A 15,552-nucleotide genomic window follows, 5' to 3' on the forward strand; every position below is an offset into this window, starting at 1 on the left:
ACTTAACGCTAACAACCAGATTAGAGCGCAAATGGTTTAAAACACGAGTTTAAGATTTCACCTTTCCGGTAAAAAAATTCACCTTAGAATTTAAAGGATTTCCTGTGGTTCGTCGGTAAATAGATAATTGCCCACAGTGCCAAATTGCATCTGCAATTGGACCATTAATTTGATTCCAAAATGGAATTTCGCGTTCACCAAAAATAATTTTGAATTGCGAAATATCGTCACTTTCTCTTAAAATATCGGCAGCGACTTTTAAGTTGTTTAAGGTTTTACTTCTCAATTCTGAATATGATAAATCTTCCTTTTCGTTGATGTTTGATTTCTTTAACGTTGAATTTACAATAGTTTTAGACAAATCGTAAATATGTTGAATAGTTCCTAATGAAGTTCGTCCGTCAACATTGGCCTTGTAAGCTAGATCTTTTTCAGTTAAACTATCTGTTGCCCAATAAAACCGAAAGCCTAATGCTTCAATCATCCGAGCTGCCATGGTACCAGCAGTAAACGATTCTGAATATTCAGGAACTTCGTAAAAAGGTAACTTTTCATTATTTTGTGCTGCACTACTCCACATTCCACTCATCAATATTACAACTATAAGACTTATAACAACTTGTTTGAACTTATTCATTTTTTAACTGCGCTTTATAGGTATCAATATTTTCTTTTTGATGGTCTGGCAATTCTGGCTCTCTTATGTCTTTGTATTCTTTAAGTGTATCATAGAGGATTTTTGCCACAATATATCTTGCTGTTGGCTTATCATCGGCTGGAATATTGTACCATGGTGCATTGGGTTTAGACGTTCTATTTAGTGCTTCTTCATAACACTCTTGATACGTATCCCAATGTTCGCGTTCATCTAAATCATCTGGTGAAAATTTCCAATTTTTATTCGGTTTATTTAAACGTCTAAGAAGTCTGTTTTTTTGTTCCTCTTTTGAAAGATTCAAAAAGAATTTAAAAATGATGGTACCACTATCTGCAACATGCTTTTCAAAATTATTAATCTCACTATAACGTCTATCCCAAAACGCTTCATCTACATCGTCTAAGCTGTTTATATCTGGCATATTCTCGTACATTAAATATTCTGGATGCACCTTAGTTACCAATACATTTTCGTAATGTGTTCTGTTAAATATTCCAAATTTACCTCGTGCTGGTAAGGCTTTTATATGCCTCCAAAGGTAGTCGTGTTTCAACTCTAAATCTGTAGGCTTTTTAAAACTATGCGCTACAATTCCTCTTACATTAAACTCCTTAAACACTTCACGAATTAAACTATCCTTACCTGCAGTATCCATACCTTGTATACAAAATAACACAGCGTATTTTCCATGCGCATACATTGTATTCTGAATATCTGCGAGATCTTCACTGACTTTTCTTAATTTCTTTTCAATTTTCTTTTCTTTTGCATCGAGATCAAAAGTGGTTGGTAAATCTTTTATATCAACCTTATTAGAAATTTTAAAATCGTCTATATCTATATCTTTCATATGGTAATAGTATTTATATTTATCTAAATTTTAATCTATAGAGAACGAGGAATATAACTATTTCAGCAACAAAAAACGCACGATTCATTCCTAAAATAAATAGGTCTTAAACTAGTTTAGAACAATTTAATAGTGTGTTTTTATTTTGAAGCAAAAGCCTTAACATCACTTTCACTTACTTCGCTTCCACCCAAAATAATTAAACGTTCAATAACATTACGTAGTTCTCGTATGTTACCTCTCCAATCGTAATTTTGAAGCAGTTTTACAGCTTTATCAGAAAAAGATTTTTTGCCGCTTCCGTGTTCTTTTGAAATCTTTTTAGAAAAATAATCTATCAATAACGGAATGTCTTCTCGTCTGTCATTTAATGCAGGAACTTCAATTAAAATAACGGCTAATCTGTGGTATAAATCCTCTCTAAACCTACCTTCTTCAATTTCCTTTTTAAGGTTTTTATTGGTTGCTGCTACAACTCTTACATTCACTTTAATATCCTTATCACTACCGACACGTTGAATTCTACTTTCTTGTAACGCACGCAATACCTTAGCTTGTGCTGGCAAACTCATATCGCCAATTTCATCTAAAAATATGGTTCCGCCGTTGGCAGCTTCAAACTTACCTGCTCTATCTTTTGCGGCAGATGTAAACGCACCTTTGACATGTCCGAATAATTCACTTTCTATAAGTTCACTAGGAATCGCTGCACAGTTAACCTCAATCATTGCTCCTTTAGAACGTTCACTTTTTTGGTGTAACCAATGTGCCACTAATTCTTTACCAGTTCCATTAGGACCTGTAATTAAAACACGAGCATCAGTTGGTGCAACTTTATCTATCATGTTTTTAATACGTTCTATTGCATCGCTTTCACCTATCATTTCGTAGTTTTTACTCACTTTTTTCTTGAGTCTTGTATTTTCTACGACGAGTTCTTTTCTGTCTAATGCAATACGAACAGTATTTAATAATCTGTTTAAATCTGGTGGTTTAGAGATATAATCAAAAGCACCTAATCGCATGGTATTTACAGCTGTATCTAAATCACCATGACCAGAAATCATAACCATAGGTGTTTCTGGCTTCACTTTTTTAACGGCTTCTAACACTTCGACGCCATCCATTTTTGGCATTTTAATATCACAAAGCACAAGGTCGTAATCTTCTTTCTTTATTTTTTCGATTCCGGCTAAACCATCTTCTGCTTCTTCTACTTCGTACGTATCATTTTCTTCAGAAAGTATTTTTACTAATACGCGTCGTATAGCAGCTTCATCTTCTATAATTAATATTTTTGGCATAACTTTTTTTTATTTTTTTTTGTTACAAGTGATTCAATGTCATTAAATCACTGAACGTATTAGCATATTTTATTTTTCAATAATATGTATATCGCGTTGCGGAAATGGAATTGAAATGTTGTTTTCTCTAAAAAGACGATCGATTTCAAACCGAAGATCACTTTTTATATATTTTGCTGTAAAACTATCACCTAAAGTAAAAATAAGTTTAAAATTTAGAGCACTATCTCCAAAGTCAGTAAAAAGCACAACAGCTTCAGGGCTTGGCAAAACAGCGTCGTGGGTTCTTGCTGCTTGTAGTAATAGTTTTTTAACCAACTGCACATCACTTCCGTAAGCCACACCAACCATTACACTCTCTCGAGTCGTTGTATCATTTTGTGTCCAGTTATACAAACTGTTTTCTAAATACAAATGATTAGGAATTATTAACACTTTATTATCTATGGTTACGGCCCTTGTGGTTCGTAATTTAATTTCAATAACGCGACCAACCCTATCTTCTATCTCAATAATATCGCCAACATGAACGGTTTGGTCTACTAATATAAAAATACCTGCAATTATATCTTGAAAAAGGGTTTGTAATGCCAAACCAATACCGATTAGCAAAGCCGCTGAAGCTGCAAAAACAGCAGTAATATTGACACCAACACTATGTAGTGTTATTAAGAGAATAATAATATAAACAAGCCATCTAAAATAGCCATAGACTACATTAAACTTACTTTTATCTTCCTTAGGAAGCTTTCTCGTAATTAGCTTTAGAAAAATTCTCAATACTATTGTAGTGATAAAAATAGCCGTGATTACAACTAAAATATCTAATATTGAAATACTAATATCGTTACCAATAGTCATATTTTGACTTAGAAATCCTTTTATAGTTTCCCAAGTATTACTTTCGGTAATAGTATTTTCAAATGATTCTAAATCTTGACTCATTTTTTAGTATTTCAACCATTTAAACAGTTCTTTATACGTTGGCTTTTTACCATACATTAAAATTCCAACACGATAAATCTTAGCCGCAAACCATACGGCAAAAATAAATGTTCCTATAAGTAACAATAACGATAAGCCCTGTTGCCATAGTGGAACTCCAAACGGAATTCGCATTAACATTACCACTGGCGATGTTAAAGGTACGAACGAAAATACCGTGGATACGGTTCCATGCGGATCTTCAATTACTGTAAACACACCTACATAAACAGCCAAAATTAATGGCATAAGAATGGGCAGCATAAATTGCTGAGTGTCGGTTTCGTTGTCCACAGCTGCTCCAATGGCCGCATAAAGTGAACTATACAATAAATAACCACCTATAAAAAAGAATAAAAACGCAATAATTAAGTTGGTCATTGGTAAATTACTAATTGCTGTAATTAGGTTTTCTGCCATAGCTTGGGCGCCATCTGCCTGCATTGCTTGGTTCACCATTTCTTGTTGTGGTGATTGTACTTGCGCTAAATCTATACCGAAAATTGCGGATACCACAAATAATAAAACACCTCCTAAAACAACCCAAATCGCAAATTGTGTGACGCCTGCTAAAGAGGTACCAATAATTTTTCCCATCATGAGTTGAATAGGTTTTACAGAAGAAATAATAACCTCAATAATCCTACTCGTTTTTTCTTCAATGACGCTTCGCATAATCATGTTTCCATAAATAATAATAAACATGAAGAGTAAATAACCTGCTGCTCCACCAAATGCCAGTTTTACAATATTATCTATTTTAGAACTTTTTTCTCCTTCAAAACTTTCTTGTGCAATCTCTATATTTGTTTGTGATGCTTCAATCTGTGCTATGGAAACTCCATCTAATTCAAGTTTTTTTTCTTTGAGTCGTTTTTCAATCTTTCGTTCTAAGCTAGAGATGACACTTAAAGATGGGGAATCTTCAGAGTAAAATTTCACATTTCCGGCAACTCCGTCGAGTGAGCTTGCTTTACCAAAATACAACAAGCCATAATCCTCTTTTTCTTTTACTAAGGCAATAGCATCTTCAAGGCTTAAGCCATCAAGACTTGTATAGGTTGTATTTTCTGTATTCTGAAATTCTCCTTTTAAATAACCTGTCTCATCTAATACAGAAATAGTGCGTTGTTTATCATTGTTTAACTGCGATAAATATGCGACAACTGCAATAAGTGCAATCATTATTAAAGGACTCAAAAACGTCATTACAATAAATGATTTATTCTTCACTTTTGTAAGATACTCGCGTTTTATAATTAATGGTAAATGATTCATTATTAGTTGTTTTTTACAGTTTGAATAAAAATATCACTGGCTGAAGGTATCACTTCTACAAAGTGGTGCACCTCTGCTTTAGAGGTTAAAAATGACAACAAATCATTGGGTGATGCCTGTTCTCCGAGCTTAATATTCAATTTAATATCATCATTTAAATTTTTAAACGTGGCTGGTAGCACTTCAAATTTATCTTGAATTTCTGAAAATACTTTGTCTTTGTTTAAGCTTTCTAATCCAACTTCGAATGTATTGGTTTTAAACTGACGTTTTATATCGTTTAATTTTCCGTCTAAGACTTTATTAGATTTATGAATTAAAGCAATATGATCGCATAATTCTTCAACAGATTCCATTCTATGGGTTGAAAAAATAACAGTAGCTCCTTCATCTCTTAACTGTAAAATTTCGTCTTTTATTAAATTAGCATTAATAGGGTCGAAACCAGAAAATGGTTCATCGAAAATCAACAATTTAGGTTGATGAAGTACTGTTACAATAAATTGGATTTTTTGAGCTTGTCCTTTACTGAGTTCTTGGATTTTTTTATTCCACCAATCTCCAATTTCTAACTTATCGAACCAATATTTTAATCTTTCTTTTGCCTCTGTTTTGCTTAAGCCTTTTAACTGTGCTAAATACAAACATTGCTCTCCAACTTTCATGGATTTATACAATCCACGTTCTTCTGGCAAATAACCAATATCTCTAATATGCTCTGGTTTTAACGGCTGTCCATCTAAAAGCACAGCGCCAGCATCTGGCATAGTAATTTGATTAATTATACGGATCAGTGTGGTTTTACCTGCGCCATTTGGGCCAAGTAAACCAAAGATGCTACCTTTTGGTACAGCAATAGATACTTGATTTAGTGCTTTAAAATTCCCGAAACTTTTTGAAACGGAATCAGCAACTAATAAGTCATTCATATGAAACTAAATTTTTAGGATGTGGTTATTACGTAAATATATTAAATGTTATAGATTCTAAAATAAGAATATGATACTATTTGTTTATTTTTTGAATATTCCCATCGGTTACACAAAAGGTTAGACCATGATTTAACCAAATTTTGATGGATTTTCAGATTTCAAAAGGTGTTTAGGCAGATAAGTTGAAGGTAATGATAGATTAAACTGAAATCTGCCGCACCAAAAATACAGCAACAACAACCTGTAAATCAAAACATAATACTTATAAAAACAAAACCCACCCTTATGGTTAGACAAGGATGGGAAAAAATTGCTATGAAAAAGAAAAATTACCGCTAAAATGATTAGCGATGAATCAAATATACTAAATTTTATTAAACAGGCACCCTTTATGAAAACATATCTTTTACCTTTTCAAAAAAAGATTTATCCGAGCTTTCTGGTTTAGGTTCAAAATGCTCATCTTCCTTCATACTTTCAAAAAACGCTTTCTGCTTTTTATTTAAAGTCTTTGGTGTCCAAACATTTACATGTACTAACAAATCCCCTTTACCATAACCATTGATACTTGGAATACCTTTACCTCGTAATCTTAATATTTTACCCGATTGTACACCAGGTTCAATCTTTATTCTCACTTTACCAGTAACAGTATCTATTTCTTTAGAGTTACCTAAAACAGCATCTGGCAAACTTACATACATGTCGTAATGTAGGTTATCTCCTTCTCGTTTTAGTGTAGCATGTTCTTCTTCTTGGATGGCAACTAATAAGTCTCCTGCAATACCATTTCCTGGTGCATCGTTACCTTTTCCTGTAACTTTAAGTTGCATGCCATCTACAACACCTGCTGGTATTTTAACCGTAACTGTTTCTTCAGAAACTTTTAAACCATGTGCATCTGCATCTGCTGGTTTTTTATCTATACTTTGGCCAGCACCACCACAAGTAGGACACGCAGAGGCTGTTTGCATACGACCTAAAATAGTATTGGTAACTCTAGTTACCTGACCAGAACCATTACAAGTACTACAAGTCTTATACGTTGTACCTTCGGCTTGTATTTTACGTTTTACTTTTATTTTCTTTTCAACACCATTGGCTACATCCTCTAGTGATAAAGTGACACGAATACGCAAGTTGCTACCTTTTGCAACACGTTGTCTTCCGCCACCACCGAAGCCTCCAAAACCGCCTCCGCCTCCGAAGCCTCCGCCAAAGATATCACCGAATTGACTGAATATGTCATCCATATTCATGCCGCCTCCACCAAAGCCACCATTGCCATCAAAGGCTTGATGACCAAATTGGTCGTAACGTGCTTTCTTGTCAGCATTACTTAAAATTTCATATGCTTCTGCTGCCTTTTTAAACTTCTCTTCAGCTTCTGTATCATCTGGATTTTTATCTGGATGATATTTTAAAGCCATTTTACGATACGCTTTTTTTATTTCGGCATCAGTTGCTCCTTTACTTATTCCTAATATCTCGTAATAATCTTCTTTCATCAACTATTTTATTCTCTATTCTTGGTTTTCGCAGAACTGCGTAAATTTGTGTATCTATATTATTGTCCGATAACCACTTTTGGAAAACGAATAACTTTATCGCCTAACTTATAACCACGTTCTACAACATCTATTATTTTCCCTTTAAGGTCTTCAGATGGTGCAGGAATTTGAGTAACCGCGTCATGGTGGTCTGCATCAAAAGCATCACCTTGTTTTACTTCGATTTTAGACAAGCCCTTTTTCTCTAAAGTATCTACAAGTTTATTGTAAATTAATAATACGCCTTTTCTTAATTCTTCGGCCTCTTTGTCATCATCAATATGTGACAAAGCACGTTCAAAATCATCTAAAACTGGTAGCAATGCTATGACAACATCTCTATTTGCAGTTGAATATAACGATACGCGCTCTTGGTTTGTACGCCTTTTGTAGTTTTCAAACTCCGCAAACAAACGAATAAACTTATCTTTTTCGAAAGCCACCTGCTCTTGCAACTGTTCTTCCACAGACTTAGTATCTTCTTCAGACTTAATCTCTTCTTGCCCTTCTACTTCTTCAGTAGCTGTAGCCTGACCCTCAACTTGTGAGTCTTCTACTTTATTTTCTATATCTTTTTTACTCATTTTGAGTTCTTTTTTTGCTTTCCATTAGATTGGCAAAAGTACTGCCATTATTATAAAAATGTCAAAATGTCATTAACAATTTTTTATTATACTTTCAGCTCAGTATTTCATATCTTTGTTTTTAACAACTCAAATAAATACAGAAAATATGAAATCAAATTTTTTAAAAATTTTTATGCTTGTTGCTTTAGCCACATTTTCAAGTTGTGGTGAAAAAGCCAAAGAAGCTAACACTACAGAATCTAAAGATGCTGCTGTTGCTAAATCTGACGCTATTCATTACGCTGTAAACACAGATGAATCAACGATAGAATGGAAAGGTTTTAAGCCAACAGGCTCTCATAATGGTATTATTAATTTATCTGTCGGTAAATTAAGTGTTAATGGAGGTTCTGTAGAAAATGGAAAATTTGTTATTGATATGGGCACAATTGAAGTTCATGATATTCCTGCTGAAGAAGAAAGTAACGCTAAATTAACAGGTCATCTTAAAAGTGAAGACTTTTTTCATGTTGACGCACATCCAAATGCTATTTTTGAAGTTACAGGGATGGAAACTACTGAAGGAAAATCTATGCTTTCTGGTAATTTAACCCTTAAGAAAAGTACAAAAAATGTAAGTTTTCCGGTAGCTATTGATTTTAATGACAATAATTTAACCTTGACAAGTGAAACATTTACAATAGATCGTTCTAACTGGAATGTTAAGCATAAATCAAAATCATTTTTTGATGATTTAGGTGATAAATTCATTAACGATGACATTGAATTAAAAATAACTTTATCTGCTAGTAAAATCTAATAACACTAAGGCTTAAATAAAAAAAGCAGTCATTTTTATGGCTGCTTTTTTTATTTGACACATTCAATATTCATCAATATATGAATTATCTATATAATGCAAATCCCGAATAAACATCGGTAGCTTTCGAATTAATCTGATAATAAGTGTATAAAAACAGTTGGTTAAATAAAAATATACTTTATAGCAGCTATCATACCTATGAACCCGATAAAAGCAATAAGAACCCAAACCGTTCCTCTATAATATTTTTTATGAAGTTGAAGATCCTTACGATACTGATACCCAATAACGATAACGAAGACAATAAAAAATAAAATTCCAAAAATCAATTGACCAGTACTAAACATCTTCTTATTTTTATGCAAAAATAAGGATTAAAACCACAACTATGCAAGACAAAATTAATGCTGTAAAAGCGTTTCATACTGCTTTTAAAATTGGGCATCGCGAAACACCAAAAGCAGACTTAGGAATTGAAAAAAATATGCTGCGTTACAAGCTGATGCGCGAAGAGAACGAAGAGTATTTAGAAGCTGCCAATGACAATGACTTAGTAGAGGTTGCAGATGCATTAGGCGATATGCTTTATATTTTATGCGGCACTATTATAGAACATGGTATGCAACATAAAATTGAAGAAGTATTTAACGAAATACAGCGAAGTAATATGAGTAAATTAGGTGCTGATGGCGAACCAATTTACAGAGAAGATGGTAAGGTTTTAAAAGGTCCTAATTACTTTAAGCCACATATAAAAGCTATTTTAGAATCATAAAAAAAAGCAGCCAATTGGCTGCTTTTTTTTATACGATTATTTTTAATAATTTCTATTTTACTTCATGTCTCCAACCATGTTTATCTTCCGATAAATTATGTTGAATATTTAATAAGGTCTTCTTAAACAATTTATTGTAAGCGTCTTCAGCATCAGTTCCAGATATTTCAAACAATTCACCTTGATGCTCAAAGGCAGAAATCGGACTAATTACGGCAGCTGTACCTGCACCAAAAACTTCTTTAAGACTACCATCTTTGGCAGCGTTTTTAATTTCTTCAACTGTTACCTGCCTTACTTCACAAGTAATTCCTAAATCTTCCGCAATTTGAATGATACTTTTTCGCGTAATACCATCTAAAATTCTATCGCTTGTCGGTGCTGTTATTAATTTATCATTAACCCTAAAAAACACATTCATTGTTCCAGCTTCTTCAAGAAAAGTATGCGTATCTGCATCTGTCCAAACGACTTGCTGAAATCCTTTTTCTTGTGCCAAACTTGTTGGGTAAAACTGTGCAGCATAGTTACCTGCGGCTTTTGCAGCACCAACTCCTCCATTAGCCGAACGACTATAATGATCTGCAATTAACACTCTAACTGCTGAGTTATAATACGATTGAGCAGGAGAGCAAATAATCATAAATCGATACATATTTGCAGGCGATGCAGAAATGGCTGGTTCTGTAGCTATTACAAAAGGTCTTAAATATAGTGAGTTTCCTACTCCAGCTTTTATCCAATCACTATCTAATTTTAATAAGGCCTCTAAACCTTCAAAAAAATAATTTTCAGGAAATGCTGGCATCGCTAATCGCCCAGAAGATTTATTAATTCTATCAAAATTCTGTTTTGGTCTAAAAAGAAAAATCTTTCCATCTTTGTCTTTATAGGCTTTCATCCCTTCAAACACAGCTTGCCCATAATGAAAGACACGAGCAGACGGATCAAAAGTCATCGCTTGGTATGGCATTATTTGAGGGTCTTGCCATTTCCCATCTTTATAGTCACATACAAACATGTGATCTGTAAACACACGACCAAAGTCTAAGTTGCTAAAATCTACTGTACTGATTTTAGATGTTTCAGCAGTTTCAATGCTGACTTTATCTGTATAATTGGCCATAATTATTTGTGATTTTTAAGCAAAAATACATAATCAGCACGGTAAATGAAAGGTTATATTCCGTTAAATTGACTAAATTTGTAATTATATAATCATTCAAATCAAAACCTATTAATAATGAAAAAAATCATTTTACTTTTTACAATTAGCTTAGTTGCCCTTTCTTGCAAAGACGATTCTAAGACTGCCGAAGACAAAGTTGAAGAGGTCAATCAAGAAATTGCTTATGCTTCTTTTGGAAAAGAAATCAACGATACAGACGCTTTATCTGGCGATCGTATTATGGAACAGTATAAAACCTTAAAAGTTGGTGATACGCTTAATACTAAAGTAAAAGGAAAAATCATTGAGGTGTGTTCTAAAAAAGGCTGTTGGATGACCTTAGATATGGATGGTGAAAACCAAGTGATGGTTAAATTTAAAGATTATGGCTTTTTTATGCCTTTAAATGCTGAAGGTGACGTGGTAATGAATGGAAAAGCATACGTTTCGGAAACTCCAGTTGAAGAATTAAGACATTACGCTGAAGATGCAGGCAAATCTGAAGAAGAAATTGCTGCGATTACAGATCCTAAATTTGAATATGGCTTTGAAGCTGATGGTGTTTTACTTAAAAAATAAGCATTTTACACTACTCTTTCTTTTGTTTTTATGGGTTTATAACTGTAAAAATGAAGAAAAATTAGCTGAAGAACAACCGATTGAAAAAACGGTTGAATACGAGATGTACAAGCCCTCTGAAATGTCTATATTCATGAATGCTATGTACGCCTATAACCTGAGTTTAAAAGCTCAGATTGTTGCTGGCGAAACACCAACTTCAATGCCTTTAGATTTATTAAAATTACATTCAGCAGAAATGACTGACGGTAAAGGTAGAACGGAAAATTGGCAGAGTTTTGTAAATGTTTTTATAGCGTCGCAAGAAGCCGTTGCTGATACACTTTCTAATACCGAATTAAAAGTGCGTTATAACAATGCTATTACCAACTGTTTAAATTGTCATAAAACGGAATGCACAGGACCAATTCCAAAGATTAAAAAATTACTGATTCAGTAAAAAAAATATAAGATCGCTACGCTTTTAGGACCAAGAACCAAGACTTGATTCTAACAAAATGATAAATAGAAGTGTTTTTATTTAAACTGAAATATTTGGTTTAAAAAAAATCAGATACATCGTGTGACAACAATCGAATAGTCAAAAACATTTGAAAAGAAATATAATTACCACATCGGATGGTTCTAAAACCATCCAAATAGAAGAATGGAACGAACAGTACCATTCCATTCATGGTGCCATACAAGAAGCAAACCATGTGTTTTTAAAGCATGGTTTGCATTTCTTTTTCGCTGAACTCAATTCAGCATCACCTGAAATGGTGTCAGCATCAAAAAATGAACACAAATCTCAGGTTGAAAATGAGTGTCATACTGAGCTTGCCGAAGTATCTATTTTAGAAATAGGTTTTGGTACTGGTCTCAATGCGTTTTTAACCCTTATCGATGCAGAAAAATTAAAGCTAAATATCAATTATGTTGGTGTTGAAGCTTACCCTGTTCAACTCGAAGAAATTAAACAGCTTAATTATATTGAATTAATTTCTAAAGAACATGAAGCTGTTTTTGAAAAACTACATGATACACCTTGGGAAGAATCTTGTGAAATCACTTCGAATTTTCAATTAGAAAAACAAGAAAAATTCTTTAAGGACATAACAGCTGAAAACGCTTTTAACATCATCTATTTTGATGCTTTTGGCGCCCGTGTGCAACCCGATTTATGGACTGAAGACATTTTTAAAATTATGCTTAAAGCCCTTAAACCTAATGGTATTCTGGTGACCTATTCTGCAAAAGGCAGCGTAAGACGTGCTATGCAAGCCGTTGGATTTACCGTAGAACGCTTACCTGGACCTCCTGGAAAACGTGAAATGTTAAGAGCCCAAAAAAAAGGCTTGTAACATTCAGCGACATGTAATGAGTTAAATGTTGAGAAAAGCAAAATATTCAGTAAACGAATTATATTAAATGTTAAGACCTGACTAATTAGGCTAAACCTAAAATTATTAATCTTTACCTGTCGTCACTTCGAGTGAAATTCCGCTTTTCAGGAATTTTGTATCGAGAAGTTTATAGGTATCTAAGGTTCTCGATACATTTCTCTCTCTCGAAACACTCGAACTGACGACAGCCGTAAATTGAAACAGACACTTTTATAACATTATACCTTTGCTTCTTTGTGCCTTCGGGCCTTTGCGTGAAAAATTACTCAGAGATACGCAGAGATTCATGGAGAAAAAAAGACAGAGATTTCAATAATTACCACTAATTCTATAACTTTCCAATCACTACTATAATTCCGTCACTTCGAGTGAAATTCCGCTTTTCAGGAATTTTGTATCGAGAAGTTTATAGGTAACCAAGGTTCTCGATACATTTCTCGCTCACTCGAAACACTCGAACTGACGACGGAGGTAAATTGAAACAGATACGTTTATAACATTACACCTTTGCTTCTTTGCGTCTTCGCGACTTTGCGTGAAAAATCACTCAGAGATACGCAGAGATTACACAGAGATTCATGGAGTAAAAAAGACAGGGATTGCAATAATTACCACTAATTCTATAACTTTCCAATCACTACTATAATTCCGTCACTTCGAGTGAAGTTCCGCTTTTCAGGAATTTTGTATCGAGAAGCTTATAGGTAACCAAGGTTCTCGATACATTTCTCGCTCTCTCGAAACACTCGAACTGACGACCGAGGTAAATTGAAACAGATACGTTTATAACATTACACCTTTGCTTCTTTGCGACTTTGCGTGAAAAATTACTCAGAGATACGCAGAGATTACACCGAGATTCATGGAGAAAAAAAGACAGGGATTGTAATAATTACCACTAATTCTATAACTTTCCAATCACTACTATAATTCCGTCACTTCGAGTGAAATTCCGCTTTTCAGGAATTTTGTATCGAGAAGCTTATAGGTAACCAAGGTTCTCATTACATTTCTCGCTCACTCGAAACACTCGAACTGACGATAAGTTGCTAATTTGAAAATACTACAATTTAAAAGTTTTGTTCCTCAAACGTTAAATCATATCTAAATCGCATACGTACCCTTTTAACCTTTTGTATATTTATATAAAAAGGAAAAATGACCGTTTTAATTACAGGAGCTACAGGATTAATTGGGCAAGAAATCGTAAAACAATGTCATGAAGAAGGTATTAATGTACATTATTTAACGACTTCAAAATCTAAATTAACAAAAGAATCGAATTACAAAGGGTTTTATTGGGATCCTGACAAAAACGACGTAGATCACAAGTGCTTTGAAGGTGTTTCTGCCATTATCAATATGGTTGGTGCTTCTATATCTAAACGCTGGACAGACGATTACAAAAAAATCATTCTTAAGAGTAGAACCGAAACTGCTCAATTGCTGCAAGACACCATAAAAAAACATAATTATAAGATTGACCAAATCGTTTCCGCAAGTGCTATTGGCATTTACCCAACAAGTTTAGTCAACTATTACGAAGAAACCAATACAGAAATTTCAGAAACCTTTTTGGGTAAGGTTGTACACGACTGGGAAGCTGCCATCGATGACTTTAGTGCTTTGGGATGTAAAGTGGCAAAAATCAGAATTGGTTTAGTGTTAGCCAAAGATGGAGGTGCTTTACCCGAAATGATAAAACCCATTAAATTTGGTGCAGGTGCTGCTTTTGGTAGTGGTAAACAATGGCAAAGCTGGATTCATGTAAGCGATTTGGCATCACTATTTGTGTATGCTGTACAACATAATTTTGAAGGGATTTATAATGGAGTTGCACCAAATCCTGTGAGCAATAAAGAGCTAACCAAGGCTGCAGCTCGCATTTTAAAACGTCCTTTGATTTTACCCAATATTCCAAAATTTGTCATGAAATTGGTACTAGGAGACATGCATATTCTTTTGTTTGAAAGTCAACGTGTCAGCTCTCAAAAAGTAGAAGCTGAAGGTTTTAATTTTCAATTTGTGAATTTAAAACATGCTTTAGAGGATTTGTTAAAATAAGTATCAACATCAATCAAACAGATATCCTGAAAATAAATACTATCAAAAAACGTCAGTTCGAGTGATTTTTAAGGTACCAAAAAAATTATATCGAGAACTAAGTTAGACATAAAGCTTCTCGATACAAAATTCCTAAAAAAACGGAATTTCACTCGAAGTGACGTTACGCTATCAAATAGGTTTCGACTGCGCTCAACCTGACATTACTTATAAATACTACCACAAAACGTCAGTTCGAGTGGTTTTTGAGATTCGAAAAAATTATATCGAGAACCTTAGTTACATATAAGCTTCTCGATACAAAATTCCTGAAAAGCGGAATTTCACTCGAAGTGACGTTACGCTACCAAATAGGTTTCGACTGCGCTCAACCTGACATTACGTATTAAAACGACCAAAAAACGTCAGTTCGAGTGATTTTTGAGATACGAAAAAATTATATCGAGAACCTTAGTTACATATATAAGCTTCTCGATACAAAATTCCTGAAAAGCGGAATTTCACTCGAAGTGACGTTACGCTATCAAATAGGTTTCGACTGCGCTCAACCTGACATTACTTATAAATACTACCACAAAACGTCAGTTCGAGTGGTTTTTGAGATACGAAAAAATTATATCGAGAACCTTAGTTACA

Annotated in this window: 15 protein-coding genes; 6 read left to right on the forward strand and 9 right to left on the reverse strand. The window is 33.9% G+C overall.

Annotation, left to right across the window (positions count from 1 at the left end; genetic code table 11):
• Positions 1-49 precede the first annotated feature (49 nt).
• From K1X16_RS02170 to K1X16_RS02205, 8 genes are all read right to left on the reverse strand, one after another.
• Positions 50-637 carry a hypothetical protein gene (locus K1X16_RS02170; protein WP_225034880.1) on the reverse strand — a complete coding sequence of 196 codons (588 nt, stop codon included), beginning with the start codon at positions 635-637 and terminating at the stop codon, positions 50-52.
• On the reverse strand, positions 630-1,508 hold the full coding sequence (locus K1X16_RS02175) for a PPK2 family polyphosphate kinase (RefSeq protein ID WP_195872750.1): 879 nt from the start codon (positions 1,506-1,508) through the stop codon (positions 630-632). Before K1X16_RS02175 ends, K1X16_RS02170 begins: the two co-directional genes overlap by 8 nt.
• A gap of 140 nt (positions 1,509-1,648) precedes the next feature.
• A complete protein-coding gene (locus K1X16_RS02180; RefSeq protein ID WP_225034881.1) occupies positions 1,649-2,812 on the reverse strand; it encodes a sigma-54-dependent transcriptional regulator in 1,164 nt (387 codons plus the stop codon).
• 69 nt (positions 2,813-2,881) lie between these two features.
• Positions 2,882-3,757, reverse strand: coding sequence for a mechanosensitive ion channel family protein (locus tag K1X16_RS02185; RefSeq protein WP_195872748.1), 876 nt, complete (start codon positions 3,755-3,757; stop codon positions 2,882-2,884).
• 3 nt (positions 3,758-3,760) lie between these two features.
• Positions 3,761-5,074, reverse strand: a complete 1,314-nt coding sequence (locus K1X16_RS02190; protein ID WP_195872747.1) for an ABC transporter permease — start codon at positions 5,072-5,074, stop codon at positions 3,761-3,763.
• A 2-nt stretch (positions 5,075-5,076) separates the two neighbouring features.
• A complete protein-coding gene (locus K1X16_RS02195) occupies positions 5,077-6,003 on the reverse strand; it encodes an ABC transporter ATP-binding protein (RefSeq protein ID WP_195872746.1) in 927 nt (308 codons plus the stop codon).
• Between the two features lie 392 nt (positions 6,004-6,395).
• Positions 6,396-7,514 carry a molecular chaperone DnaJ gene (gene dnaJ / locus K1X16_RS02200; protein ID WP_195872745.1) on the reverse strand — a complete coding sequence of 373 codons (1,119 nt, stop codon included), beginning with the start codon at positions 7,512-7,514 and terminating at the stop codon, positions 6,396-6,398.
• A gap of 59 nt (positions 7,515-7,573) precedes the next feature.
• On the reverse strand, positions 7,574-8,140 hold the full coding sequence (locus tag K1X16_RS02205; RefSeq protein ID WP_195872744.1) for a nucleotide exchange factor GrpE: 567 nt from the start codon (positions 8,138-8,140) through the stop codon (positions 7,574-7,576).
• 148 nt (positions 8,141-8,288) lie between these two features.
• Between K1X16_RS02205 and K1X16_RS02210 the strand changes: the two genes are divergently transcribed.
• Both K1X16_RS02210 and K1X16_RS02220 read left to right on the forward strand, forming a co-directional pair.
• Positions 8,289-8,942, forward strand: a complete 654-nt coding sequence (locus K1X16_RS02210) for a YceI family protein (RefSeq protein WP_225034882.1) — start codon at positions 8,289-8,291, stop codon at positions 8,940-8,942.
• Positions 8,943-9,333: 391 nt separating this feature from the next.
• The gene (locus K1X16_RS02220) at positions 9,334-9,720 is read left to right on the forward strand and encodes a nucleoside triphosphate pyrophosphohydrolase family protein (RefSeq protein ID WP_195872741.1); all 387 of its coding nucleotides are present in this window, start codon (positions 9,334-9,336) and stop codon (positions 9,718-9,720) included.
• 52 nt (positions 9,721-9,772) lie between these two features.
• Here the strand turns inward: K1X16_RS02220 and K1X16_RS02225 are convergent, their stop codons facing one another.
• Entirely contained in the window at positions 9,773-10,846 is a 1,074-nt protein-coding gene (locus tag K1X16_RS02225) for a branched-chain amino acid aminotransferase (protein WP_225034884.1), read from the reverse strand.
• 117 nt (positions 10,847-10,963) lie between these two features.
• Between K1X16_RS02225 and K1X16_RS02230 the strand changes: the two genes are divergently transcribed.
• From K1X16_RS02230 to K1X16_RS02245, 4 genes are all read left to right on the forward strand, one after another.
• Positions 10,964-11,467 carry a DUF4920 domain-containing protein gene (locus K1X16_RS02230; RefSeq protein WP_195872739.1) on the forward strand — a complete coding sequence of 168 codons (504 nt, stop codon included), beginning with the start codon at positions 10,964-10,966 and terminating at the stop codon, positions 11,465-11,467.
• Positions 11,430-11,906 carry a hypothetical protein gene (locus K1X16_RS02235; RefSeq protein ID WP_225034885.1) on the forward strand — a complete coding sequence of 159 codons (477 nt, stop codon included), beginning with the start codon at positions 11,430-11,432 and terminating at the stop codon, positions 11,904-11,906. Before K1X16_RS02230 ends, K1X16_RS02235 begins: the two co-directional genes overlap by 38 nt.
• 151 nt (positions 11,907-12,057) lie before the next feature.
• Entirely contained in the window at positions 12,058-12,810 is a 753-nt protein-coding gene (mnmD, locus tag K1X16_RS02240; RefSeq protein ID WP_225034886.1) for a tRNA (5-methylaminomethyl-2-thiouridine)(34)-methyltransferase MnmD, read from the forward strand.
• A 1,200-nt stretch (positions 12,811-14,010) separates the two neighbouring features.
• Positions 14,011-14,916: a TIGR01777 family oxidoreductase gene (locus tag K1X16_RS02245; RefSeq protein ID WP_225034887.1), complete on the forward strand. Its 906-nt coding sequence runs from the start codon at positions 14,011-14,013 to the stop codon at positions 14,914-14,916.
• The last annotated feature ends 636 nt before the right edge of the window (positions 14,917-15,552 follow it).

The sequence above is a fragment of the Winogradskyella sp. SM1960 genome, assembly GCF_020179375.1.
Taxonomy (GTDB): Bacteria; Bacteroidota; Bacteroidia; order Flavobacteriales; family Flavobacteriaceae; genus Winogradskyella; species Winogradskyella marina.